Annotated in this window: 23 protein-coding genes and 1 tRNA gene; 7 read left to right on the top strand and 17 right to left on the bottom strand. The window is 61.5% G+C overall.

Features of this window, described 5'->3' with window-relative positions:
• Positions 1–421: 421 nt before the first annotated feature.
• On the bottom strand, positions 422–622 hold the full coding sequence (locus ZBI01S_RS07345) for a hypothetical protein (protein ID WP_159421450.1): 201 nt from the start codon (positions 620–622) through the stop codon (positions 422–424).
• A 14-nt stretch (positions 623–636) separates the two neighbouring features.
• Here ZBI01S_RS07345 and ZBI01S_RS07350 point away from each other — a divergent pair, with 14 nt between their 5' ends.
• On the top strand, positions 637–846 hold the full coding sequence (locus ZBI01S_RS07350; RefSeq protein ID WP_066058563.1) for a hypothetical protein: 210 nt from the start codon (positions 637–639) through the stop codon (positions 844–846).
• A gap of 150 nt (positions 847–996) precedes the next feature.
• Positions 997–1,794, top strand: coding sequence for a hypothetical protein (locus ZBI01S_RS07355; protein ID WP_066058567.1), 798 nt, complete (start codon positions 997–999; stop codon positions 1,792–1,794).
• Positions 1,795–1,917: 123 nt separating this feature from the next.
• Here ZBI01S_RS07355 and ZBI01S_RS07360 read toward each other — a convergent pair whose 3' ends face one another.
• From ZBI01S_RS07360 to ZBI01S_RS07390, 7 genes are all read right to left on the bottom strand, one after another.
• A complete protein-coding gene (locus ZBI01S_RS07360; RefSeq protein WP_066058569.1) occupies positions 1,918–2,586 on the bottom strand; it encodes a vitamin K epoxide reductase family protein in 669 nt (222 codons plus the stop codon).
• Positions 2,586–3,506, bottom strand: a complete 921-nt coding sequence (locus ZBI01S_RS07365) for a DsbA family protein (RefSeq protein ID WP_066058572.1) — start codon at positions 3,504–3,506, stop codon at positions 2,586–2,588. The genes ZBI01S_RS07360 and ZBI01S_RS07365 overlap by 1 nt, the downstream gene beginning before the upstream one ends.
• A gap of 183 nt (positions 3,507–3,689) precedes the next feature.
• A complete protein-coding gene (locus ZBI01S_RS07370) occupies positions 3,690–5,000 on the bottom strand; it encodes an FAD-binding protein (protein WP_066058573.1) in 1,311 nt (436 codons plus the stop codon).
• 271 nt (positions 5,001–5,271) lie between these two features.
• Positions 5,272–5,347 (bottom strand) — tRNA-Lys (locus tag ZBI01S_RS07375).
• Between the two features lie 122 nt (positions 5,348–5,469).
• Positions 5,470–6,240, bottom strand: a complete 771-nt coding sequence (locus ZBI01S_RS07380) for an amino acid ABC transporter ATP-binding protein (protein ID WP_066058575.1) — start codon at positions 6,238–6,240, stop codon at positions 5,470–5,472.
• The gene (locus tag ZBI01S_RS07385; RefSeq protein ID WP_083524614.1) at positions 6,237–7,247 is read right to left on the bottom strand and encodes an amino acid ABC transporter permease; all 1,011 of its coding nucleotides are present in this window, start codon (positions 7,245–7,247) and stop codon (positions 6,237–6,239) included. Before ZBI01S_RS07385 ends, ZBI01S_RS07380 begins: the two co-directional genes overlap by 4 nt.
• On the bottom strand, positions 7,234–8,157 hold the full coding sequence (locus ZBI01S_RS07390; RefSeq protein WP_066058579.1) for an ABC transporter substrate-binding protein: 924 nt from the start codon (positions 8,155–8,157) through the stop codon (positions 7,234–7,236). The genes ZBI01S_RS07385 and ZBI01S_RS07390 overlap by 14 nt, the downstream gene beginning before the upstream one ends.
• 270 nt (positions 8,158–8,427) lie before the next feature.
• Here ZBI01S_RS07390 and bcp point away from each other — a divergent pair, with 270 nt between their 5' ends.
• Positions 8,428–8,910: a thioredoxin-dependent thiol peroxidase gene (bcp, locus tag ZBI01S_RS07395; protein WP_066058582.1), complete on the top strand. Its 483-nt coding sequence runs from the start codon at positions 8,428–8,430 to the stop codon at positions 8,908–8,910.
• A 91-nt stretch (positions 8,911–9,001) separates the two neighbouring features.
• Here the strand turns inward: bcp and ZBI01S_RS07400 are convergent, their stop codons facing one another.
• Positions 9,002–9,343, bottom strand: a complete 342-nt coding sequence (locus tag ZBI01S_RS07400) for a hypothetical protein (protein WP_159421451.1) — start codon at positions 9,341–9,343, stop codon at positions 9,002–9,004.
• Positions 9,344–9,615: 272 nt separating this feature from the next.
• Here ZBI01S_RS07400 and ZBI01S_RS07405 point away from each other — a divergent pair, with 272 nt between their 5' ends.
• Entirely contained in the window at positions 9,616–9,864 is a 249-nt protein-coding gene (locus ZBI01S_RS07405; protein ID WP_066058588.1) for a WhiB family transcriptional regulator, read from the top strand.
• Between the two features lie 217 nt (positions 9,865–10,081).
• Here the strand turns inward: ZBI01S_RS07405 and ZBI01S_RS07410 are convergent, their stop codons facing one another.
• The 3 genes from ZBI01S_RS07410 to ZBI01S_RS07420 are packed head-to-tail and all read right to left on the bottom strand — an operon-like array spanning position 10,082 to position 13,755.
• Positions 10,082–11,602 carry a sensor histidine kinase gene (locus ZBI01S_RS07410; protein ID WP_066058591.1) on the bottom strand — a complete coding sequence of 507 codons (1,521 nt, stop codon included), beginning with the start codon at positions 11,600–11,602 and terminating at the stop codon, positions 10,082–10,084.
• A 9-nt stretch (positions 11,603–11,611) separates the two neighbouring features.
• Complete coding sequence (locus ZBI01S_RS07415; protein WP_066058595.1) at positions 11,612–13,156, bottom strand: CpaE/TadZ family protein; 1,545 nt, start codon at positions 13,154–13,156, stop codon at positions 11,612–11,614.
• Positions 13,153–13,755, bottom strand: a complete 603-nt coding sequence (locus tag ZBI01S_RS07420) for a hypothetical protein (RefSeq protein WP_159421452.1) — start codon at positions 13,753–13,755, stop codon at positions 13,153–13,155. The genes ZBI01S_RS07415 and ZBI01S_RS07420 overlap by 4 nt, the downstream gene beginning before the upstream one ends.
• Positions 13,756–13,979: 224 nt before the next feature.
• On the opposite strand from ZBI01S_RS07420, the gene ZBI01S_RS07425 reads away from it, so the two are divergent.
• On the top strand, positions 13,980–14,234 hold the full coding sequence (locus tag ZBI01S_RS07425) for a helix-turn-helix domain-containing protein (protein ID WP_066058600.1): 255 nt from the start codon (positions 13,980–13,982) through the stop codon (positions 14,232–14,234).
• 86 nt (positions 14,235–14,320) lie between these two features.
• On the opposite strand, the gene ZBI01S_RS07430 is transcribed toward ZBI01S_RS07425, so the two are convergent.
• Positions 14,321–14,965: a hypothetical protein gene (locus ZBI01S_RS07430; RefSeq protein WP_066058603.1), complete on the bottom strand. Its 645-nt coding sequence runs from the start codon at positions 14,963–14,965 to the stop codon at positions 14,321–14,323.
• A gap of 196 nt (positions 14,966–15,161) precedes the next feature.
• On the opposite strand from ZBI01S_RS07430, the gene ZBI01S_RS07435 reads away from it, so the two are divergent.
• A complete protein-coding gene (locus ZBI01S_RS07435) occupies positions 15,162–15,641 on the top strand; it encodes an Rv3235 family protein (protein WP_066058605.1) in 480 nt (159 codons plus the stop codon).
• A 19-nt stretch (positions 15,642–15,660) separates the two neighbouring features.
• Here the strand turns inward: ZBI01S_RS07435 and ZBI01S_RS07440 are convergent, their stop codons facing one another.
• From ZBI01S_RS07440 to ZBI01S_RS07450, 3 genes are all read right to left on the bottom strand, one after another.
• On the bottom strand, positions 15,661–16,404 hold the full coding sequence (locus ZBI01S_RS07440) for a tyrosine-protein phosphatase (RefSeq protein WP_110477069.1): 744 nt from the start codon (positions 16,402–16,404) through the stop codon (positions 15,661–15,663).
• A gap of 68 nt (positions 16,405–16,472) precedes the next feature.
• Entirely contained in the window at positions 16,473–19,463 is a 2,991-nt protein-coding gene (gene secA / locus ZBI01S_RS07445) for a preprotein translocase subunit SecA (protein WP_066058612.1), read from the bottom strand.
• 182 nt (positions 19,464–19,645) lie between these two features.
• On the bottom strand, positions 19,646–20,299 hold the full coding sequence (locus ZBI01S_RS07450; protein WP_066058615.1) for a TetR/AcrR family transcriptional regulator: 654 nt from the start codon (positions 20,297–20,299) through the stop codon (positions 19,646–19,648).
• A 123-nt stretch (positions 20,300–20,422) separates the two neighbouring features.
• On the opposite strand from ZBI01S_RS07450, the gene ZBI01S_RS07455 reads away from it, so the two are divergent.
• Positions 20,423–21,376 (top strand): NAD-dependent epimerase/dehydratase family protein, encoded by a 954-nt coding sequence (locus ZBI01S_RS07455; RefSeq protein WP_066058617.1) that lies wholly within the window; start codon positions 20,423–20,425, stop codon positions 21,374–21,376.
• 98 nt (positions 21,377–21,474) lie between these two features.
• Here the strand turns inward: ZBI01S_RS07455 and hpf are convergent, their stop codons facing one another.
• Positions 21,475–22,128 (bottom strand): ribosome hibernation-promoting factor, HPF/YfiA family, encoded by a 654-nt coding sequence (hpf, locus tag ZBI01S_RS07460; protein WP_066058621.1) that lies wholly within the window; start codon positions 22,126–22,128, stop codon positions 21,475–21,477.
• Between the last annotated feature and the right edge of the window lie 111 nt (positions 22,129–22,239).

Raw genomic sequence — 22,239 nt, forward strand, 5'->3', positions numbered from 1 at the left:
GCGCCCGACTTCTTCACGTTTCCGTGTCTCACTCGGAGCAACTTTTCTATCTTGCACCAAGTTCCTCGTGTTCGCAACCTGGCGTTTAGATTCGCGTTGAGCTGCGTTCACTTCGACTGCCTGAGCTCTTGGAGCATCTGGCCGGTCTTGGCGCTTGCTGCCCCGTCCGGAGCAACCTGATTAGATTACGACGATTCAGGAATCGATGTCAACTCGATCGCGGCAAACCGCTCGATTTTCGAGAATCCACACACGTGACTTCCCCGTAATTACGCGGGAGTTGGCAATTTTCGAGCAAGTTCCGAAAACCGTGCATCCCGGGCGTGCCGCGCGTGCAGATCTGCATGCAGCACCGCATCCGACGTGCAGAACTGCACGCACCCGCATCCCGAACCGCCGCATCCGGCACACAAATTCGACGCTAGGCACCGCCAGCGACGGTCATCATCCGGATGAGATTTGCCACATCTTTCGCATCGAACGGCACCAAGAACGGCATCGATGGGTGCCACTCCCCAAACCGCTTAACCACATTGGCGGCAGCAACATCAGTTTCGGCATCGGCCACCGATAGCCCATACGCAGGTGCGGCAACTACGCTCAAGAGGAACTGTTGCATCACAACAAGGAGACAACATGCGTAAGTACCTGCTGAACCCGGGCATCCTGACGTCGATCGCCGGCATCCTTCCCGTGATTCGCAACTCGACCACAAGCCATTCAAAGTTCCGCACCATCGCGGCCTGGGCCGCGTGGGCCGGCACGCTCACCGCAGCGATCGCATCCGTACGCGAAGCCAGCGAAGAACACGAAGCCGAGCTGCGACAGCAGCAATCGCGCCGCTAACGGATCCCACCCGGCACAATCTGCCGCTCACGAACGACACCCCGGCCATTAAGGGGTGTCGTTCGCCATTTATTGAGCCAACTTTCGTAGGCTTCGACTGCGCGTACCAGGTATTGGTGCACACGAAACGACGGTTATGGAGTGACAGGCATGTTTGGATGGTTCCGAAAGCGAAACAAACACGAGCAGCAGGCTGATATCGCTCCGCAGGTTTCCGAGATGACCACGGCAACGGCGGATGCGGGCCCCGCAAGCTCGGTACCTGCCGCGCAGGTGCCCGCGGCAGCTGCAGCACCCGCAGCTCAGACCGCAATGCCGGTATCGGGCTACGACTCCCCTACCGGTCCAGCCGTCGAAGCACCAACTGACCCGGTTCAGCTCATTGCACCCACCGCACCGGAGATGCCAGCGCTGCCAGCCGTCGCACCGCTTGCAACTGAACCCGCCGCATCCGAGTCGATGGATGAGGCCGAAACGAGCATCGAACTTGCCGACGCTACACCGGAGTTCACCGCCCCCAACGTTGCCGGTAAGTCGACCGACCATGCACTTATGCCGGCGCCATCGGCTCGCCCGGCCATGCCATTGAGCGCACACCCGAACTTCATCGGTTTTGATCTGGCACCGGTTGCCACCGATCCCCCGAAGATGCTGCAGCCCAAGGCCGCACTCACTGCCGAGGCACAGCACGAGCTCTACCGACTCTTCGACGACATGTTTGGTCCGACCGGTCGCTACCGACTGGAATGGCGCACGAACCGCGAAATGGGCGACGACGCCATGTTTGCCGAAATGATGACGCAGGACATGGTCCGCCGCGTTCAGAACGCCGTGGCTGATGTCTCCGAGCTTGAGCGCCCAGCGCCACTGCGAGCCATCACCTCGCGCGAGCACAACGAGCAGGTCAAGCGCGACAACGACCGCGAAACTTCCGCCGACGCCGCCTAAGCGTCGCCCGGCGACAATAACCCGTAACAACAACTGTGGGCCCGAGAAATCGGGCCCACAGTTGTTTTCGAAGTGTTTCGGTGGGTAGCGAATCTCGCCACCGGTACCTAGCGGCTGCGTGAGTTACAGCATCGACAACCGGATCGCATCCCACATGCCGGCGAGCACCAGACCAGTAACGGCGATGTACCAAACCGCAATGATGACCCAGGCCCACGACGCGATCGCGATGCCAGCGCGGGTAGCGGCGGCGCCAAAACGACCGCGCGCAAGGTTCGCGCAGGTAACCAACACCACCAGTGGGATCGTCGCCAGCCAGATGATGCTGCACCAGATGCACAGCGCCTGCAGCTGGAAACCAATAAACCATTGGAAGTACGTGATCATGCAGGCGGCAACAATGAGGCCAAACTGAAGTCCAAGATAAAACCAGCGTGGCAGCCGCACCTCGCCAACCTCGAGAGCACCCGCAACGAGCACGAGGGTGAAGCTGATCAGCCCGACGATGACGTTCGGGAAGCCGAAGAGCGACCCTGCCGATGAGTTCATCGCGGGGGTACAGGTCACGAGAACGCTAATGTCGCAAACGAGCGATGCGTTCGGATTCTCGAGGTAGTGGAACGACTCGAGCGTGAGCATGAAGCTCGCGAGCAGGCCGATCGCACCGCAGATGAGCATGACCCATCCGGTCGTGCGCGGACGCACCGCGGCGGGCAGCTCGCCGGATGCGGCCGATGTCTCGACCGCATCCCCGATGGCCTCGTTCGCCACCGGTTGACGTTCAGCGTCCACTAGTTCGTAGCCTTTTCCGACTTCGCTGGTGCGTCGCTCTTGGCGTCGTCGGTCTTCTTGTCGTCCGACTTGGCGTCGTCGTTCTTTGCGCCACCGGATGCGCCGGGCATCGACTGGTCTTCCTTGCTCGGGTCTGGCAGCTCCTCGCCGTTCAGCACCTTCTCGAGCGTCGCGGCGTCGTATGGCAGGTTGTCGTGACGCTTACCGTCAACAACAATCGACGGAGTTCCCGGGATACCCGCAGCACGAGCGCGCTCGGTCGCATCCGAAATGAACCAGGTGTATTCGCCCTTCTTGATGGACTCGAGCACGGCTTCATCGCTCACGCCGGCGCCCTTCATGACGTCGACATAGTTGTGCATCTGGTAACCCATCTGCGTCTCAGCGGGAACGGCGAAGAGCGCGTCAACGTAGGTGTAGAACTGCGTTGGGTCAGCTGACACCGCCGAGTACAGCGATGCGCCCGCGTACTGTCCGTACTGCGCGACGAAGCGGATGATGTGGTAGTTGACCTTGGCGTCACCCGAAGCGATCAGTTCTTTGTAGTGCGGATCCATGGCCTCGTGGTACTGCAGGCAGTGAGGGCACGAGAAGTCGAAGTAGTAATCGATCGTGTGCTTCGCATCCGCCTTACCGACGGTTACACCGCTCTCGCCGACCGAGATTGGCACCTGGGTGGTCTTACCGTCGGCAGTCTCCACGGCGACTTCGGCAGATGCTTCTGGCGTGACCTGGTTCCCGAACCAGCGCGGACCCATGATAACGAGCGTCGCGATGAGCCCAACGACAACCAGCGCTCCGACAACAATGCCGACCTGGGCAAACAGCCGCGAGCGTCGTTTGCGCGCTTCTTCTTGTTTGCGTAGCTGGTTCGCTTCTTCACGAAGACGACGGATGCGGTCGCGGTCTTTGCTTGCCATTAGTGGTGTAGATCCATTCTCTCAAGATTGCCCGGCTGCGCAGTGCGCTACCGGGTTGTCGCGAACTCATGCGGGCACAGTGCCCGCCACGTTAGTTCACCCGGATGCATGCCAGTCGAATTCGAGGCCGACCGGTTGTGCTTCGGGCATTGGAGGCGTGCGACGCAACAGTTTCCTAAGAAACTAGTGCAGCGAAAGCCGGGAAGCTACATCACTGTGCAACTTTCCGTGTGGGTCGAGGTCGTGCACGATGTGTGTGAAGTCACTGAATCGAGGCATGACGTCGGCCGCTTCGGCCCCGTTGAAGGTGTTCCAGGTGCCCCAGTTCGGCAGGCCGCCGTGGCGGATGAACAGACCCTCAGCTTCGCGGAATGCGGCTTCGCTACGTGCGCCGCTCGATTCCAGGGCCAGGGTGACGACCGGTGATCCGTAGGCGGCCGAGCACCAGGCATTGTCGCCGCCGACCATGCTCAGGCGCACGCGGCTACCGCCAAAGTTTCGGCTGACGCGGGCAAGCTCACCGAGGTCAGCGATGACATCGACGATGCGGGCCTGTGGGAACTGGTACTCGATGCAGGAGTCCACATCGGCGCGACCGGCCACATCGCGACCGTCGCGCAGTCCGGTGGTTTCGGTGCGGTCAAGGGCGCCCGAAACGCGGTCAACGATCGGCGTAACCTTTGGCAGGAGCCGATCGAATGCGCGCTTGATCTTCGCCACGATGCCGTTGCCCGAAGTCGAGCTGGGGGCACCGCTAATGCTGAACGCTCGCGCCGGGATCGAAGCCGGCGAGGCGTCTTCGAGCCAACCGACGTGCACCTTGGCGTGGCCAGACGTGGGCTTCCATTCGGCGCGGTAGAAGTCGACCTTGCTACGGGCTTCGTCGAGTTCGCGCACCATCGAGTCAAGATCGCGAGTCATGCGTTCGGTACGCAGACCCTGGTATTCGCGGATGCGGACGGTTACGTGCGAAATGATGCCCAGCGCACCGAGGCTCATCTGCACCGCTGGCCAGTACTGGGCGTTCTTGCGGGCCGAGATTGCCATGAAGTCACCGTCAACGGTGACGAGACCGATTTCGGCAACGCTGCCCGAGAAGTTGCTGTCCTTTGGGCTGTACCCACGCGCGCCTACCGCCACTGCCCCACCGAGAGTGGCGTGTGGATCTGCCGGTGCGCCAACCATCGAGTAGCCGTGCGCCTCCAGTTCGGCAGCGGCTTCGTCGACGGTGGTGCCAGCGAGGAAGGTGGCGGTCCCAGAGTCCGCGTCGATCAGTGCGATTCCGCGGAGCCCCGAGACGTCGATCGTCACGAAGCTACCCGCCGGAGTGTGTCGACGACCGGACCCGACCACGCGCAATTCTGCACCGCTATTTGCGTGTTTGCGGACCGCATCCTGCAACTGCGCCAGCGTGAGGGGGCGTTCTGTTCCGTGGTGCGCGACCTCCTTGCGCTGACGCACCTGCACCGCCGTGGTCGTTGTCGTGTTCGACATCTGCTTCTGCCTTCCCTACACCCAATGCAACTCGCATCCCAGTTGGATGATTCACCCGCGTGAATCCCGAGTCCAGTGGTGCGCCAGTAATGAGCACACCGCTGTGCCTATTGTTGCCGATTTGCACGGACTTCGCCTGAGCGGATCGTTATCGAAACGAATGAATGCCTATCGATACGACACCCGTTTGCGTTTCGAATTCCGATGCCGGTCCGATCGACGCAGCCGCACAAACGAAAACACCCGAGTCGGTGATCCGACTCGGGTGTGCTGGTGCGCCCCCCGGGACTTGAACCCGGAACCCACTGATTAAGAGTCAGTTGCTCTGCCGATTGAGCTAGAGGCGCTTGCCGCTTGGCGACCGACCAAGACTAACAAAGTCATTGGCCGGCCGCAAGCCGCAACGGAATTTTTGCTTCTCCGTCAGATTTTTCGCAGGTCACCCCGCAAAAAATATTTTCGGATGCGGTTACAGCACGCGCGCGAGGAATGAACGAGTTCGCTCATGCTGCGGATTGCTGATGATTTCCTTCGGGTCACCCTCTTCAACCACGACACCGCGGTCCATAAAGACGAGGTGGTCACCCACATCGCGAGCGAAGGCCATTTCGTGCGTCACCACGACCATAGTCATGCCATCGTCGGCGAGCTGCTTCATCACGTTCAACACTTCGTTCACGAGCTCTGGGTCAAGCGCCGAAGTTGGCTCATCGAACAGCATGAGCTTGGGCTTCATCGCGAGCGCACGAGCGATCGCTACACGCTGCTGCTGACCACCCGAGAGGTGCCCCGGGTACGACTTCGCCTTGTGGGCGAGGCCAACCTGGTCGAGCAGCTGCATGGCCGTTTCGACCGCAGCCTTCTTCTTGATCTTCTTGACGCGCATTGGTGCCTCGATGATGTTCTCGAGCACCGTCATGTGCGGGAAGAGGTTGAAGCGCTGGAACACCATGCCGATATCGGCACGCTGTGCGGCAACTTCATTCGGGTTGAGCTCGTAGAGCTTGTCACCCTTCTGTCGGTACCCGATGAGCTCATCTTCGACCCACAGTCGACCACCGTCGATGGTCTCGAGGTGGTTGATGCAGCGCAGCAGCGTTGACTTACCCGAACCCGATGGCCCGATCAGGCAGAGCACCTGACCGCGCTCTACGGTGAGCGAAATGTCCTTCAGAACGTTATTCGAGCCAAAGCTCTTCACGATGTGCTCAGCACGCACCATTGGCAGCGATTCGTTCATGCTCCGTCTCCCTTCGGTGCCGCGCTGTTCATTTCAGCCGAGTTGTTGGCATCCTGAACCGTGATCGCACCGGTCATCATTTCTTCAGCAGTGCGGTTGTCGTGCTTGCCCTTAGTCGACTTTTGCTCCTTCTCTGGAGCAACACCGCGACCGAAGTAGGACTCGATGTAGTGCTGACCAACCATGAGCAGGCTCGTGACCGCCAGGTACCAGATGCTCGCCACAATCAGCAGCGGAACCGGTTCGTACAGGGCAGTCGCGATTTCGCGCTGGCGCATGTAGAGGTCAAGCGTGTAACCGAGTGCCGTAACCAGCGAGGTGGTCTTGAGCATCGAGATCAGCTCGTTGCCGGTAGGCGGAATGATGACGCGCATCGACTGCGGCACGATGATGCGGAACATGGTGTCGTTCCAGCTCATACCGAGTGCCTTAGCGGCCTCATCCTGACCCTTATCGACCGACAAGATACCGCCACGCACGATCTCGGCCATGTAGGCGGCCTCGTTGCAGGCCAGACCCACTACTGCGAGCCAGAACAGGTCGATTCCCGAGAACAGGTCACCCTGATAGAAGGTGATATCCGTGAACGGGATGCCGATCGATACCGACTTGTAGATGGTCGAGAGCAGGCCCCAGAACACGAGCTGCACGTAGACCGGAGTGCCACGGAAGAGCCACAGGTACAGCCAGGCAACACCCTTGAGTACGGGGTTGTCGCTCAGGCGCATGACCGCGAAGATCAGCCCCATGATGACCGCGAGGATCATCGACAGGATCGTCATCGCGAGCGTGACACCTACCGCTTGACCGATGCGGCTGTCGAACAGATACTGCCCAACGATCGGCCAGTTGAATGCCTCGCGCGTTGCGGTGTCATACACAAACAGTGCAAAGAGGACAACCAGAACGCCGGCAAACACGTTACGCCACGGGTGGCGCAGCGGCACCGCAACGATTGGTTCCGTGCTCTGCTGCTCGGAAGCGTTCGTCGGGTTACTTGACGCCATTGATCTCCGCCTTCTCTACGGCACCGGCTTCAACGCCCCACTTTTCAAGGATCTGCTGGTAGGTACCGTCATCGATGAGCTCCTGCATCGCGACCTGAACGGCTTTAGTGAGTTCACCATCCTTCTTCATCGCGAGACCGTACGGTGCTGCGTCGAAGATGTCACCGGTGAGCTCAACCTTGCCCTCGGCCTGCTGGACCGAGTTCTGCGCGATCGGTGAGTCAGCGAGCATGTAGGGAACGTTGCCCATCACGACATCGTTCGTAGCCTCATCCTGACCGCCCTTCTTGAGGATCTGGATGGCTGGCTTGCCAGCTTCTTCACACTTCTTGCTCTCGGCAGTCAGGTAGTCGTCCGAGGTAGTCGTTGCCTGCGCACCGATCTTGAGACCGCAGAGGCTGTCTGGCAGCTCGGCTTCGTCGGCACCGCGGACGAACTGCAGACCTGCGCTGTAGAAGTCAACGAAGTCAACCGACTGCTGACGCTCAACCGTGTCCGAGAAGCTCGACGAACCCATGTCGAGCGTGCCACCGTCAACGCGAGGGATGATCTGGTCGAAGCCACTCTTCTGCCACTCAACCTTGAGGCCAAGCTTGGCAGCGACAGCTTCAACGAGTTCGACTTCCCAACCGATGGGCGTACCGTCGGGACCGGCGTACTGGTTCGGCGCGTACGTGGCATCAGTGCCAACGCGCAGTACACCCGAGCTCGCGATGTCCTCAGGAACGAGCTTTGCTGCCGCATCCGACTTCGACACCTCGATTGGGGCGCCGCTCGCGCTCGCGCCAGCAGGCCCGCTGCCTTCGGTGTTCGTGACACAGCCACTCAGCGCCAGCGATGCCGCCAGTGCGAGTGCGCCGAACCACATCGGGCGTGACTTCTTGATTGGGGTTACTACCGAGTGCGTCATTGCAGCTCTCTTTCGTCAGCTGAGCTACGTTGCTCAGAACTTTCTACGAAATTAACGGGTGTGAATACCCATCACGGGAGAGCATAACGTTCATTTAGCTTCAGGCAATACTCAGGCAAGAAATTTTTGAATCATTTTCACTTTCCAGCCCCTTGAAACATTTCAATCCGTAGCAATCCGCCCAAACGAATGCCCAGGGCAAATGACAGCAGCCGCAGACCACGCCGACGCAAAGCATCCGCAAAGCCGCGTTCGGGCACACTGGAAGGCATGACTGACGCAACGAATGCACGCCTGACCGCCGGCGACACGGCCCCCGAATTCTCGCTCCTGAACCAGGACGGCGAACGCGTTTCGCTCGCCGACCTGCGCGGGCAGAAAATCGTGCTCTACACCTACCCCAAGGCGTTCACCCCTGGATGCACCACAGAAGCGTGTGATTTTCGGGATGCGGATGCGCGTCTGGTTGCCGCCGGCTACACCGTGCTCGCGCTCTCGGCCGATGCACCAGAGAAGCTCGCATCGTTCAAGGCCGATTACGAGCTGCCCTTCACCTTGCTGAGCGACCCGGACCACGAAGTGCAGGCAGCATACGGTGCCTACGGCGAGAAGAAAAATTACGGACGCATTGTCGTCGGTTCGATCCGGTCAACGTTCCTGATCGACGAGCAGGGCAAGATCATCGAAGCGCTCTACAACGTCAAGGCCACCGGTCACGTCGATCGCGTTCTGCGCAAGCTCGAATCCGCATAGCGGTCGACATTGAGTCGTCGCCCGCGCCGGGCCTGCCAATGGCTGCCGGCCGGGTCGGCGACCGACCCGACAATCAAGTTGCCGCTAGTGATTAGCGGTCGCCGTGCTCGAGTTCTCGGTCGCGGCGAAGCGCCAACCCAACCGGTGCCGAGAACGACAGCAATAGGCCGATCAACGACAGCGCTGCCAACACCCAACCGATCCATGCTGCGATGTCACCCTGGAGGATGACAACGGATGCTGCCACCTGCAGCACCTGCCAGACCGTAACCGGCCCGCGGACCCACGACTGCATCCGCCAGACACCAACGGTCAGCGTGATCAACGCCACCGCAGCAAGCACTGCCATGACCAGCAGCGCGATTGACGAAGCCAGAGAAAGCGCTGGTTGGGTCAACAATTCGTAGATGAGCAGACCACTAACGGCGCACATTGTGAGCGCCTCGATTCCGACGACAGCCGCGAGCGCGGTCAAATACGGATGGCGCGGCCCACGTGACACTTCTGCACCATCACCGTGGTCGTCTTGCACATGCAACTTGATAAATCCCTTGATTGGCCTGAACCTGCGTGGCAAGATGTTACTTCAGATCGCGACGCAGACCGCTGAATTCACTTTCGTGCAACATCGCTCGCGTCCGATACCCCAGCTCACAACGAGCGACGTTTTCGCGCCGCAGTGCGCGTAGCAAGGAGCACCATTACATGGACTGGCGTGATAGCGCGGCCTGCCTCAACGCTGACCCGGAACTGTTCTTTCCCGTTGGTAACACTGGACCAGCCGTAGAACAGATCGATGCAGCAAAGTCGGTGTGTGCGCATTGCCCGGTAACCGAGCAGTGCCTGCAATACGCGCTCGACACGAACCAGGACTCGGGTGTTTGGGGCGGTCTGTCTGAAGACGAACGCCGCGCACTCAAGCGCCGCGCCGCCCGCGCTCGCCGCGCCGGCTGACTCTTGCCGCGCCTGCGGTTACGGCCCAAAATCACGCTGATTTTCAGGGCAAAACCGCCCTCGCTGTTACACCCAACTACGGCGCTCATTGGCGACTGTTAGCTGCTGTAACCGTTGCTCCCGTTCGGGCGGCGTTGTGCTACCTGCACTCGATCGATGACAGCCCGTTGTCGTGTATGTGATTACCGTGCAGCGGTGATTGCCTTGCAGGCTCGCGCTAGCCGTTAACACCCCAGCGTTTCGGGATGCTGATTTCGACCGTGGTACCGGTTCCCACAATAGAATTCCACGCGATCTGGCCGCCGAGCTCACCCTCGACCAGCGTGCGCACGATCTGCGTTCCGAGACCCGATGCATCCGGTGCCCCGGTGAAGCCGCAGCCATTGTCGCGCACGTGAATGTCGAGGAACTCTTCGTTCGGTTCGATTTCAACGCTGATTTCGCCGGGTTCTTCGGCGGATACGCCGTCGGCGAATCCATGTTCAACCGCGTTGGTGATGAGTTCGGTGAGCGCGAGCGCCAGCGGCGTGGCATATTCGCTCGGCACCGCACCGAAGGAACCGCGCAGCACGGGGCGCACTTGCCCGGCACCTTCGCCCGTTGCGACTTCGGTCGCCAGCCGCATGACGCGGGTAAAGACTTCGTCGAAGTTCACCGATTGCGAAAAGCCGCCAGAGAGCGTGTCGTGCACGACGGCAATTGACGACACACGCCGCATCGCGTGCAGCAGTGATTCGCGTGCTTCGTCGCTGCGGGCACGGCGAGCCTGGATGCGCAGCAACGCGGCCACAGTCTGCAGGTTGTTCTTGACGCGGTGGTGAATTTCGCGGATGGTGGCGTCTTTGGTGATGAGTTCTTGCTGCTGGTGCCGCACATCGGTGGTGTCGCGGCAGAGCACTACGGCGCCGATGCGCTCTCCCCCGCGATAGAGCGGCAGTGATCGCATGGTGACGGTCACGCCCTTGGCGTTGACGTCGCTGACGCAGGGTGCTTGGCCGGCAACCACGAGTGGCAGTGCTTCGTCGACCGAGACATTGCGCTTGTCGTCGAGCAGCATCGAGGCGACCTCGGCGAAGACTTCACCTTCGAGTTCGCCGCCGAAGCCGAGCTTGTTCATTGCCGACAGCGCGTTCGGGCTGGCAAACGTCACCACGCCGTCAACATTGAGTCGAATCATGCCGTCGGATGCCCGTGGGGCGCCTCGGCGCGAGAAATCTGGGGCGGCGATGTCGGGGAAGTCGCCGGCTTGGATCATGTCAAACATGTCGTCGGCACACTCGCGGAATGTCACTTCTTGACGGGTGAGCTGCCGGGTTCGCGCCACGTTGGTGTGGCGGCTGATGATCGCGATGGGGCTAGCCGACCGCACCAGGCGATCGCCTTCCGCTCGCTTCGAGAACACCGGTGTGGTCGTGAGCTGCGCCGGAATCTCATCGAACCAGTCTGGTGTCGAGGAGATGCGCGTGATGCCTTCTTCGTAGCAGGCACGAACATCGTGTTCCCACTGTTCGCGGACGCGCTGACCGATGAGGTCGCGGTAAAACAGCGTTGGTGCGCTGGCAGGACGGACTTGGCTTATCGCCACGAAGTTTCCCTCGTGGTCACGCACCCACATTACGAGGTCGGCGAGCGCCATATCGGCCAACAATTGCGAGTCGGCAAGCAGCAACATCAACCATTCGCGGTCCACATCGTCGAGTTCGCTGTGCTGGCGGATGAGTTGCGAGAGTCGAGACACCGTTAAAGGTTACGCGACCTCGGCTGCAGAACCCCGCAGTTCCTGCCGCATTCGGGCAGAGAGCGCCACATACTGTTTCGCGAGCGCCGATCTCGGTGATACTTCGGTGACCGCAGCACCCATCGTGATCGCTCGATCGCAGGCCTTCGCGTCATCGGGCAGTAGGGTTACGCGTTCGATGCCGCCAAAGCGACGCAGCACCTCCCGAACTTGCGTACCGGTGTCAGCCCCGTGCATCCCCCGCCGCACCCGGTTCATCACCACATCAATTCGGTCTGGTGATGCGGCCAAGTCGACCAGCGCCAAGCGCCCGCGCAGAAATCGTTGCAGTCCCACGGGTGTAGCTTCGCCTATGGCGAGGATGCGATCGGCACGCTCCAACACCGTCAGGGTTACCGCGTTTCGTCGCGGTGCAGCAACGTCGCTCAAGAGCTCTTCATCGTGTTCGAGGTTGAACCCGACATCAACGACGATGACGTCCACCCATTCGCGCAATTGGTCGAGCACCCCGCGGATGCGCTCGCGCGTGAGTTCTGGCCACCGGGCCGGGTTATTGATGCCAGTGAGCACGCGCAATCGGCTTGTACTGCAACGCACTTCGGCGCTGAGCCGATCGAGTTCGCTTGCGGTGAGTGACTGGGCACCGGCGAGCCGGCAGGCAGCGGCGATCCCCGGAGCTTCATCGGTGATGCCCAGAAGCTGGCCGATTGCGCCGCCATAAATATCGGCGTCGACGAGCACGGTTCGATAGCCGCACTTCGCGAGTTCGGTGGCGATCGCGATGGCACAGGTGGTGCGCCCGGGCGCACCATGTGGGCCCCAAACGGCAATGATCTGACCGAGTGGTGCGGGCGATGTGTTCGGCACTGGTCCACCAAGCTGATGTGTTCCGATAGGACCCGCGCTGTGTGGCGGCATAGGAGCGGCAGCGTTCAGTTGCGGCGATGGCTGCGGTTGCCCGTTCGGTCGAGGCCGTCGACGCTCACGGTGCTTGCGCATCTCGCGGCTGGCTGCGCGGCGGCGCGTGCCGCCACGGCCGCGGTGCTGCTGATCGTCGCCGTCCTGCCCTGGAGGTAGCGACGCCCCTGCCTGATACGGCTGACTGGGTTGGGACATCGGGATGAGCGATCCAGGTGTGCCTGGTGCGGCCCCCGGAAACATCGCCGCGGATTCCGACCCGGGCAGAGCCGGGGGCTGCGTACCGGAACGATACGCCCCTTGTTGTTGCAACAGTGCTTCAATCGGCGCCCAACCGTCACGCGCATCCACCCGATCCATGATCCCGAGCTCGATCGCCTGGCGCCGCTCCAACGAATCGGTATAAACCGCAATCGTTCGGGCTCCAGCGCGATCACAGGCGGAAAGGCTCTGCGCAGTGAGGGTCTCGGGCCCGGACTGTGCGACAACGATGTCTGGGGTGGACCGCAATACGTGTTCCGCGAGTGCCGCCGCGCCCGTAACTCGATCGAGAATCGTGTGCCCGTGGCGAATAATGTCTTCGAGCATATCGGCTTCGATCTCGAAGTCGACGGCGAGCAGGATGCGTTTGGTCATGGCGTCGTCGTCCCCGCGTTCGCCGGAACATCGGGTTGAGATGCGCCTACCTGTTCGGCAGGTGGAGCCGGTGGATTCGGCGTTTCACTCACCGGTGCGTGCACCGGCACCAATTGGATCTTGGAATCGTTCGCCATAGCAGCCAGCACCGTAGCTACTTCCGTATCGGGAACGAGCACTTCGATTTCGAGGTCGTTGCGAATGACGAAGTCCTCTTGTTCTACGGTTCGCACGACCGTAGCGTTGGCCACGATAATCTCGGGTGCCGCAAACGTGCCCGGCCGCTCCCCCGGGGTCGCCGCCCAGACTTGCACCTCACTGCCGGTAGTGATCGTGGCTGAGACACTGCCGTCGATTCGCAGCACAACCGCAGCCATCGAATCGTCTTGTTCACCCAACGCCGACAGCGGCACGAGTTCTCCGGCACCAATCGGTCGGGTCGCGATGAGGTCGCTACGGTCACGGTGTGCGTCCGGACGAAGGTATTGCGTTTGCCCACCCGAAAGGTTCATTTCCACTTCACGCAATTGCGTCGGTGCAATGCGCTCCCCCGGTGCCACTGCGCCATCGGTGACGTAGACCCGGACCGTTGTGGTCACGGACTGCACCACCGCCATGACTCCAATGACGGAGGCCGCAACCAATAGCATCCCAATAAGGAGCCGGGGATCAACTCGCAATCGACTCTGCACCACTCGCCTGCTTTCGTTCGGGCACGATCGGTTCGTGCGCAACGGGCAGTATCTTGCGGGATGCGGTCAACTTTCCGACAAAGTTATCCACAGGCTAGGTCTGCGCGGGGTGCCGCTGGAATAATTGGGGCATGCCCGAATCACGTTTCCTCACGCTCGCCGACGTTGCGGAAGTGCTCAACGTCGAGCTGGACACCGTGCGCCAGCTCGTTGCGTCGAATGAGCTGCGGGCCATTCAAATCGGCACCGGTGGTGCCTGGCGCGTAGAACAGACCGAGCTGCAGCAGTTCGTAAATGACCAGTACGAGCGACGCCGCCGCGAATCCATGTTCGATCAAGCAGATTTCGCAGACATCCCCGAAATTACCGGCTCATTCGGCAGTTAACGCGCACCGGCCACACCGCTGCACGCATCCGAGCGACTCCTCCCGCGGCCGCACCCAGGTGCATCCACCTCATAATTCGGTGCGGCTCAGCTTGCGTTCGTTCGCACCAAGAACATTTGCGCAAACGGGATGACCCGATACACCCGCACATTCTCGGCACGGCGCACACTCGCCAAGTCATGAATCGCAACATCAACGTGGTCGCGACCAACGCGGTCGATCGTGCCGAAACACTGCCCCATCGCGGTGAGGAACTCACAGGGCACGCGCCGGCGGGCAAGGTCACGCAGCGGAATCGCGAAGCCGAGCCTCCCGGCAAGTGAGGCCGGATGCTCGGAGGCCGGGGTCAGCGAACGCGCGACCTGTGATTCCGTAAGCAAGAGCGAGCTGATTCCCGCAATGGGCACGATGATCGTGGCCTCTGGCTGTCGCGAGTGTGTCGACGCCGAGCTCGACGGCATACCTGCGCCGGAGGTCGACAGCGCTGGCCGAGCCGAAAACCAATCGGCGCCAAACTCAATCGGCAGGACTTCGAGGCGGTCGCCCGAATCCACGAGCAGGGTGACGGATTCGCCCGGTTCAAGCGTGCGTTCCAACGCCGTAATGCGTTCGCGCAGCGTCAGACGCGCAAGCCGCAGGCGTTCGTCTTCGATCGCCGACCGTCGCTGTTCCGCTTCGAGCTCCGCATCGAATTGGCCAGCGAGGTCGTCGAACAGTTCGTCCCAGCGCATTGAATGAGTGTGACCCAACAATGCAACAACGATGCCGACTTATCCACAAGCCGATCTGCACACCGTTGCCAACGCCGAAATACCCCTGGAATTCGAGAACTTATCCACAATTCAACATTCGTTTCCCAAACTGTCGCGCATCTCTGGCATCAATATTCCCGTTCATGCATCGTTCGCTCATCGTTGAGGAGACGCCATGTCCGCCCTTGCTCGCACCGCCGCATCCGGAATCGCCCAGACAACGACGCTGTCACAGGTCAAACTCAACACCCCGACTTCCCCAAACCTCTCGCTCGGCGAAGGGTATTTCACTGCCCAGCGCGCCCTCCCCGCAAACCTGCCAAATCCGGAACCACTCGTCAGCAACCTGGCTCGCGGCGTATTTGAGGCCCTTGCCGGCACGCGAGAAGTCGAACAGATTGCTCGTTGGGTTTCGCCCGACGTATTCAGCCACCTACTCCGCCGCACCCAACACGCGGCACGTGCACGGCGGGAACGGCAGCAACCGGTGCGCCGACCCACGATCTACGTGCGCCGCGCCCTCTGGCAGTCACCGCGCGACGGCATCGTTGAGGCCACGGTCATCGTCGACCTCGGTGTACGGGCACGCGCCGTTGCGATTCGACTTGAGGTCTACCGCAACCGGTGGCGCGCTGAACGCATCAACATTCTCTAACACCACAGCACCGCAACGATTAGTGGCTCGCGAGCAGCCACGACCGGGCGTAGTCCAGGTCGGCCGCACGCACACCGTGATCGCCGAGCACCCGGTGCACATCGATTTCGGTCAAGAATTCCGCGAGCGCCGCGCGACGATCCGCACACACCTGCGCGAGTTCCGCATCCGGTAGCCAACGCTCGTAGGGATGCGGTGTCTTACGCACGAGCTGATGGGCACTGATGGCGCGCATCGCGAGCTCGTCTTCATAGGTGATGTCGTCAATATCTGCGCCGAGCCCACGCAAGAGCAGCGAGGTCACGAGCCCCGTGCGGTCGCGCCCGGCAGAGCAGCAGACGAGCGTGCCGGGGCCCGCCGCAATCACCCGCGAGACGGCCCGGACAACTCGCGGCGCAAAAAGTGCCATGAAGTCTGGGTAGCCCGACGGGTGATTGAGATACGGCACGAACCGCGCGCGAAACTCAGCGTTGTCGGGGTCTTCCACCGGCTGAAAGTCGTATTCGATGTTGCCGCGCTCGGGCAGACCGTCATCGGTCGGTAGCGGTTTTGGCTCGCGGGGATCCCGGAAATCCAGAATGCGCTTGACGCCCGCTGCCGCCGCCAAACTAAAGGCTTCAGGCTGCCATGCCTGGGTCTGTCCCGAACGGAAGAGCACACCTGGCCGAATCACCCCGTCGGCAATGCGCACGCCACCAAGGTCTCGGGCATTGAACGCGCCCGGCCAATTGCAACTGCGGTCCGATCGTTCGGCAGACGTCATCGGTGTCACCTTTCTTGGCAGGTACGCCGATGGGCGCAACACCTGTCGTGCTGCGCCCATCGTGTGCATTACTTGTTGCTGTCGTCCTTCGAGACGGCCTGCCCAAATGCGCCCCGAGCCTGCTTTGCCTTGGCAGCGCGCTGCTCCTTGGCAACTTCGGCGACCGAGCGGCCAGCAGTACCGGCAGCCTTGGCCGGGTTACCCGAACGCGCCTTCTGCTTCTTCGGCGCCGCCTTCGCCTTTGCGCGGGTGGCCTTCGTTGCCGATTCACCGGCAGCGGTCTCCTTGAGCTCGGATGCGGCTTCTGGCTGCTTCGAAGCAGCCTCGCGCAGTGCCGAAGCGGTGCCTGCCGCCATCTCCTTGCGCATCGCGGCGCGGGTGGCGCCCTCGTTCACGCGACCGGATGCATCCCGCACCGTGACGTTGCCCGATTCGTCGGCTGCCGAGAAGCGCAACTTCTGGCGTGGTGCTTCTTGTTCGAGGCCCTTGGCACGTACGCGCACACGCTTTTGCGCATTGCCCTCAGCGTCTTCGACCTCTTCGACCTGTACGTCGAGGTTCATCAAGAACTGCACCGACTCTTCGCGTACGGCGGCGAGCATCTCCTTGTACATTTCGAAGCCCTCGCGCTGGTATTCGACCAGCGGGTCACGCTGCGAAAGCGCACGCAGGCCGATGCCGTCCTTGAGGGTGTCCATGTCCTGCAGGTGGTCTTTCCACTTGCGGTCGATGACCTGCAGCAGTACGCGGCGTTCGAGCTCGCGCATGGCGTCTTCACCGAGGATTTCTTCACGCTGCGCATAGGCGAGCTTGGCGTCGGCACGCACCTCATCGATGACGTCTTCGCTGGTGACACGGTTAATGCCACCGTGCTCTTCGATGATTTCGTCGACGGTGATCGTCATCGGGTAGAGCTGCTTGAGCTCGTCTTCGAGGATCGAAACGTTCCAGTCGTCCGGGTTGCCGGATGCGTGCTCGTGCACGATATCGTTGATCGCGCCTTCGAGGAAGGCATCGACCTTATCGCCGATGTCATCGCCTTCAAGGATGGTGCGGCGGTCGCCGTAGATTGACCCGCGCTGCTCGTTGAGCACGTTGTCGTACTTGAGCACGTTCTTGCGGATCTCCGCGTTTCGTGACTCGACCTGGGTCTGCGCCGACTGAATCGCGCGCGACACGATGCGCGATTCGAGCGCGAGGTCGTCTGGCGTGGAGTCGTTGTTCATGATCGCGCGGGCAGCACCGGTGTTAAACAGGCGCATGAGGTCGTCGGTCATCGAGAGGTAGAACCGGCTCTCACCGGGGTCACCCTGACGGCCCGAACGACCGCGCAGCTGGTTGTCGATACGGCGCGATTCGTGGCGCTCGGTACCGAGCACGTACAGACCACCGAGCTCGGCGACCTCTTCGGCTTCGGCTTCGACCTGTTCCTTAACCCGCTCGAGCACCTCTGGCCACTTGGCCTCGTACTCTTCGCTGTGTTCTTCCGGGTCAAGTCCGAGCGCGGTCATCTCTGCGACGGCAAGGAACTCGGCGTTACCACCGAGCATGATGTCCGTACCACGACCGGCCATGTTCGTCGCCACCGTGATGGCGCCCTTGCGTCCGGCCTGTGCCACGATCGCGGCTTCACGCGCGTGGTTCTTGGCGTTGAGGACTTCGTGCTCGATGCCGCGCTTGGCGAGCAGCTTCGAGAGGTATTCGCTCTTCTCGACCGACGTCGTACCGACCAGCACTGGCTGACCGGTTTCGGCACGCTCGGCGAGATCTTCGACCACCATGGCGAACTTGGCCCGTTCGTTCTTGTAGACGAGGTCGGCACGGTCGATGCGCTGCATCGGCTTGTTGGTTGGGATCGGGATAACACCGAGGTGGTAGGTCGACTGGAACTCGGCTGCTTCGGTTTCGGCGGTACCGGTCATGCCCGAGAGCTTTTCGTACATGAGGAAGTAGTTCTGCAGCGTCACGGTGGCGAGCGTCTGGTTCTCGGCCTTGATCTCGACGCCTTCCTTGGCCTCGATTGCCTGGTGCAGGCCCTCGTTGTAGCGACGGCCCTTGAGGATACGGCCGGTGTGCTCGTCAACGATCATGACTTCGCCGTCCTGCACCACGTACTCGCGGTTACGGTGGAACAGCGCCTTCGCCTTGATCGAGTTGTTGAGGAACGAAATGAGCGGCGTGTTTGCCTGCTCGTACAGGTTCTCGATACCGAGTGCATCCTCGACTCGATCGATACCTGCTTCGAGAACACCGATCGTGCGCTTCTTTTCGTCGACTTCGTAGTCGCGGTCTTCCTTAAGGCGCTTGGCGATCTTGGCAAACTCGACATACCAGCGGTTTGCCTCACCCGACGACGGACCCGAAATGATCAGTGGCGTACGCGCCTCGTCGATCAGAATCGAGTCGACCTCGTCGACAATGGCGAAGTAGTGACCGCGCTGCACGCAAGCATCAACCGTGGTGGCCATGTTGTCACGCAGGTAGTCGAAGCCGAACTCGTTGTTCGTGCCGTAGGTGATGTCGCAGGCGTATTGTTCGCGTCGCTGGTCGGGGGTGAGTCCCGAGAGGATGCAACCGGTCGTCATGCCGAGCGCGCGGAAGACGCGCCCCATGAGCTCAGACTGGTAACTCGCAAGGAAGTCGTTCACGGTAATGACATGCACGCCCTTACCCGGAATCGCGTTCAGGTAAGCAGCCAGCGTGGCAACCAGCGTCTTACCTTCACCGGTCTTCATTTCGGCAATGTTGCCACCGTGAAGGGCCGCACCACCCATGAGCTGCACGTCGTAGTGACGCTGACCGAGCGTGCGGGTGGCCGCTTCACGAACCGCAGCAAACACCAGCGGCAGCAGTTCGTCGAGAATGGCCTGGTCTTTCTTACCCGCCTTGACTCCGTCTTCGTACTGCTCACGGAACTCGGCAGTCATGCCACGCAGCTCTTCGTCACTGAGGTCGCTGAACTCATCTTCAAGCTTGTTCACCTGGCTAGCCAGGCGCTCCAACCGCTTGAGCTGACGCCCTTCGCCGAAGCGAAGCAACTTGTCGAGAACCGAAGCCATACATACTCCTGAGGTGTGGCGGAAAGATCGTGACCGCGCTCACGCGCGAAACTCGCCCAATGCTACTCGCCTCGCCTTAACGCTGCAGGCTTGAGCACAAGATTCCGACTCCGGCTGGCGCGGGTGACGCGGATGCGGTGACGCGAGCACCCAGCGCACGTCACTGTTCGACTCGTGGTCGCTTAAAGCCCGAGCCGCTCGGCATAGGCATCGGCCACGGTGCGCAGATACGCTTCGCCGCCGCGGATGCTGCCGACGTAGTGCCCGTGGAGCTCGAAGCTAATGGTGCCGATGAGCTCCGTCCAAGCGCGAATAGTGAGCCAGATCACGCCTGGCGCCGGCACCTCGCCATCATCGTGTGCCGCGTACCAAGCCTGGATCTCGGCCAGATCGGTCGCCACCGCTGACGGTACCGAATCGGCAAGCGGATGCTCGATCGCGCCGCTCCCTTGCGCAGCAAGCCGCAACAGGCGTACGGGAACTTGCATCGCCACATCCACCGTCTGCTGCGGGGCTTCGTAACCGATCACCGGCGTGCCGTAGATGAGGTCAAACTCATGCGGGTGTTCGAGCGCCCACTTGCGGGCAGCCTGCCACATCGCGTGCCACTGCGCGCGCGGCTCGGTAGCGGCAGCATCCAGCCGGGTCGCCTGGTCGAGTGCGGCATACGCGCTCACGATCAGCTCGGTGAGTAGCGCGTCACGGTCAGTCACGTGTCGGTAGAGGGCACCGACACTCACGCCGAGATCGCGGGCAATGGCGCGCATTGACAGCGCACCTGGGCCGACCTCACACATGTGCTGCTGCGCGACTCGCACGATATCTTCCCGCTGCATCCGTGCCACCTTTCGTCGATCATCGGATGACTTGACAACTGTGAACACTGTTCACCATACTCGATTGCGCACTGTGAACACTGTTCACAACTGCTTGGTCCCCCCCTCCCAACAAGGAACAACATGCCCCACACTCTCGTCCTCGGCGCCGGTCCACTTGGCCGCGCCACGATCGATGCCTGCAAACTCGACGGTCACGACATCACGCTAGCCACCCGTAGCGGCACGACGATCGACGGCACGACCTCGATAGTGCTCGACATCACCGCCGCCGATGCCACCAACATGCTGCGAACCACCCACGAAGATCACCCCATTGACGCCATCGTCGTGGCGTGCAATTTCCCCTACGGCAAATGGGAAGCCCCCTGGGCCGCCACCACCACCAACCTGATCGCCGCCGCCACCGAACTCGACACCACAATCGTGCTCGCCGGCAACCTCTACGGCTACGGGCCGAGCACGTCATCACTGAGCGAATCGCATCCGCTCAACGCCAAATTTGCGAGCGGGCGCACTCGCGCGAAGGTTTGGCAGCGGATGCACGAAGCTACGCAAGCGGGGCAGATTCGCGCCGTCGAGGTGCGCGGCAGCGACTACATCGGACCAACCGCGGGCGGGGCAGCCCACGCGGGCGACCGCCTGATTGACCCGATCTTGCAGGGGAAGGCTGCTTACCCACTGGGCAACCCCGACCTGCCGCACTCCTGGACCGCGGTGGCCGACTTCGGCGCGCTCCTCGCGCGGGCAACGAGCGACTCGCGGATGCACGGTGCCGCGTGGCATGTCCCCTCCGCTCCCGCGGCCAGCATTCGGGAACTCGCCGAGCAGGTTGCCACCATTGCCGAAGCCCCGAAACCAACACTTCATGCCATCCCATACTGGCCGATGCGCGCCGCTGCGTTTGCCTCGCCCATGATGCGTGGCCTGAGCGAAGTCGGATACCAATTCACGCAGCCGTTCGTGATGGCCGATCAACACACTCGCGACGAACTCGGCGTGACCCACACACCGCTTATCGACACGCTGACCGCGACAGTTGCCGCGCGTCGCGCGCAGCTACAAGCACAGCAGTAGACGCCTGCAGCCTCTGGGCAGCCCGGCACGCAACCAGGCACACTGCCCAACATGCAATTCGCCCCACACCGATTGGTGCGGGGCGAATTGGTTATGACTTAGGCGTCAGCGGCACGCTCATCGAGCAGGATGACACCGTAGTCCCAACCCTTGCGACGGTAGACCACCGCTGGGCGGCGCTGTTCCGGCTCGAGGTATAGGAAGAAGTCGTGTCCGAGCAGTTCCATGTGGTCGACCGCTTCTTCGGACGACATCACCTTCGGTGCGAACATCTTTTCGCGGATGACCACTGGGTTGTAGCCCTCGGCTTCGTCACCTTCGGCAACCTCAACTGCAGGTTCTGCCTTGCCGGCGACAACGTCGATCACGCCGGTGTCAGCTGGCACGATGTCCAGGCCCGCGAAGTCGGTAGCCGAGGCTTCTGCCAGGCTCTTGCCACCGGTCCGGTGAGCTCGCTTGTCCTTGGCCCGACGCATCCGCTCTACGAGCTTGTCGAGTGCGATGTCAAACGCAGCGAACTTGTCGCCGCCGTCAGCTTCGGCACGAACCGTTGGGAACGGTCCGAATACGGTGATCTCTACCTTGCCCTTGTCGAGCATGTTGCCCGCGCGGTCGGTACGTTGCTTAACCCGGATTTCAACCGTCTGCGCACGACCCGAAAGTTGCTGCACCTTCGCAATAACTTTTTCTTCGGCGTACTGGCGGAAACGCTCCGGTACTTCGATGTTGCGGCCGGTGATGGTGATGTCCATCTCACCCTCCTTTTTGGGAACTCGGGTGCCGGCAATCCCGTGTGGGTTTGCGTCCTCGGGCGCCCGAGCCGTTTGTCATCTTGTCCTTAAATTGTAGCCCTCGTTACATGC

The organism is [Zimmermannella] bifida NBRC 103089 (assembly GCF_001570925.1).
Classification (GTDB): domain Bacteria; phylum Actinomycetota; class Actinomycetes; order Actinomycetales; family Microbacteriaceae; genus Gulosibacter; species Gulosibacter bifidus.

What these genes read in the sequence shown, in the direction of transcription:
- hpf (WP_066058621.1), bottom strand. Translation starts at nt 22,128, where the DNA reads ATGGACATCACCATCACCGGCCGCAACATCGAAGTACCGGAGCGTTTC.
- ZBI01S_RS07440 (WP_110477069.1), bottom strand. Translation starts at nt 16,404, where the DNA reads ATGACGTCTGCCGAACGATCGGACCGCAGTTGCAATTGGCCGGGCGCG.
- ZBI01S_RS07355 (WP_066058567.1), top strand. Translation starts at nt 997, where the DNA reads ATGTTTGGATGGTTCCGAAAGCGAAACAAACACGAGCAGCAGGCTGAT.
- ZBI01S_RS07405 (WP_066058588.1), top strand. Translation starts at nt 9,616, where the DNA reads ATGGACTGGCGTGATAGCGCGGCCTGCCTCAACGCTGACCCGGAACTG.
- ZBI01S_RS07450 (WP_066058615.1), bottom strand. Translation starts at nt 20,299, where the DNA reads ATGCAGCGGGAAGATATCGTGCGAGTCGCGCAGCAGCACATGTGTGAG.
- ZBI01S_RS07380 (WP_066058575.1), bottom strand. Translation starts at nt 6,240, where the DNA reads ATGAACGAATCGCTGCCAATGGTGCGTGCTGAGCACATCGTGAAGAGC.
- bcp (WP_066058582.1), top strand. Translation starts at nt 8,428, where the DNA reads ATGACTGACGCAACGAATGCACGCCTGACCGCCGGCGACACGGCCCCC.
- ZBI01S_RS07370 (WP_066058573.1), bottom strand. Translation starts at nt 5,000, where the DNA reads ATGTCGAACACGACAACGACCACGGCGGTGCAGGTGCGTCAGCGCAAG.
- ZBI01S_RS07455 (WP_066058617.1), top strand. Translation starts at nt 20,423, where the DNA reads ATGCCCCACACTCTCGTCCTCGGCGCCGGTCCACTTGGCCGCGCCACG.
- ZBI01S_RS07430 (WP_066058603.1), bottom strand. Translation starts at nt 14,965, where the DNA reads ATGCGCTGGGACGAACTGTTCGACGACCTCGCTGGCCAATTCGATGCG.
- ZBI01S_RS07390 (WP_066058579.1), bottom strand. Translation starts at nt 8,157, where the DNA reads ATGACGCACTCGGTAGTAACCCCAATCAAGAAGTCACGCCCGATGTGG.
- ZBI01S_RS07425 (WP_066058600.1), top strand. Translation starts at nt 13,980, where the DNA reads ATGCCCGAATCACGTTTCCTCACGCTCGCCGACGTTGCGGAAGTGCTC.
- ZBI01S_RS07435 (WP_066058605.1), top strand. Translation starts at nt 15,162, where the DNA reads ATGTCCGCCCTTGCTCGCACCGCCGCATCCGGAATCGCCCAGACAACG.
- ZBI01S_RS07400 (WP_159421451.1), bottom strand. Translation starts at nt 9,343, where the DNA reads ATGTGCGCCGTTAGTGGTCTGCTCATCTACGAATTGTTGACCCAACCA.
- ZBI01S_RS07415 (WP_066058595.1), bottom strand. Translation starts at nt 13,156, where the DNA reads ATGACCAAACGCATCCTGCTCGCCGTCGACTTCGAGATCGAAGCCGAT.
- secA (WP_066058612.1), bottom strand. Translation starts at nt 19,463, where the DNA reads ATGGCTTCGGTTCTCGACAAGTTGCTTCGCTTCGGCGAAGGGCGTCAG.
- ZBI01S_RS07350 (WP_066058563.1), top strand. Translation starts at nt 637, where the DNA reads ATGCGTAAGTACCTGCTGAACCCGGGCATCCTGACGTCGATCGCCGGC.
- ZBI01S_RS07385 (WP_083524614.1), bottom strand. Translation starts at nt 7,247, where the DNA reads ATGGCGTCAAGTAACCCGACGAACGCTTCCGAGCAGCAGAGCACGGAA.
- ZBI01S_RS07365 (WP_066058572.1), bottom strand. Translation starts at nt 3,506, where the DNA reads ATGGCAAGCAAAGACCGCGACCGCATCCGTCGTCTTCGTGAAGAAGCG.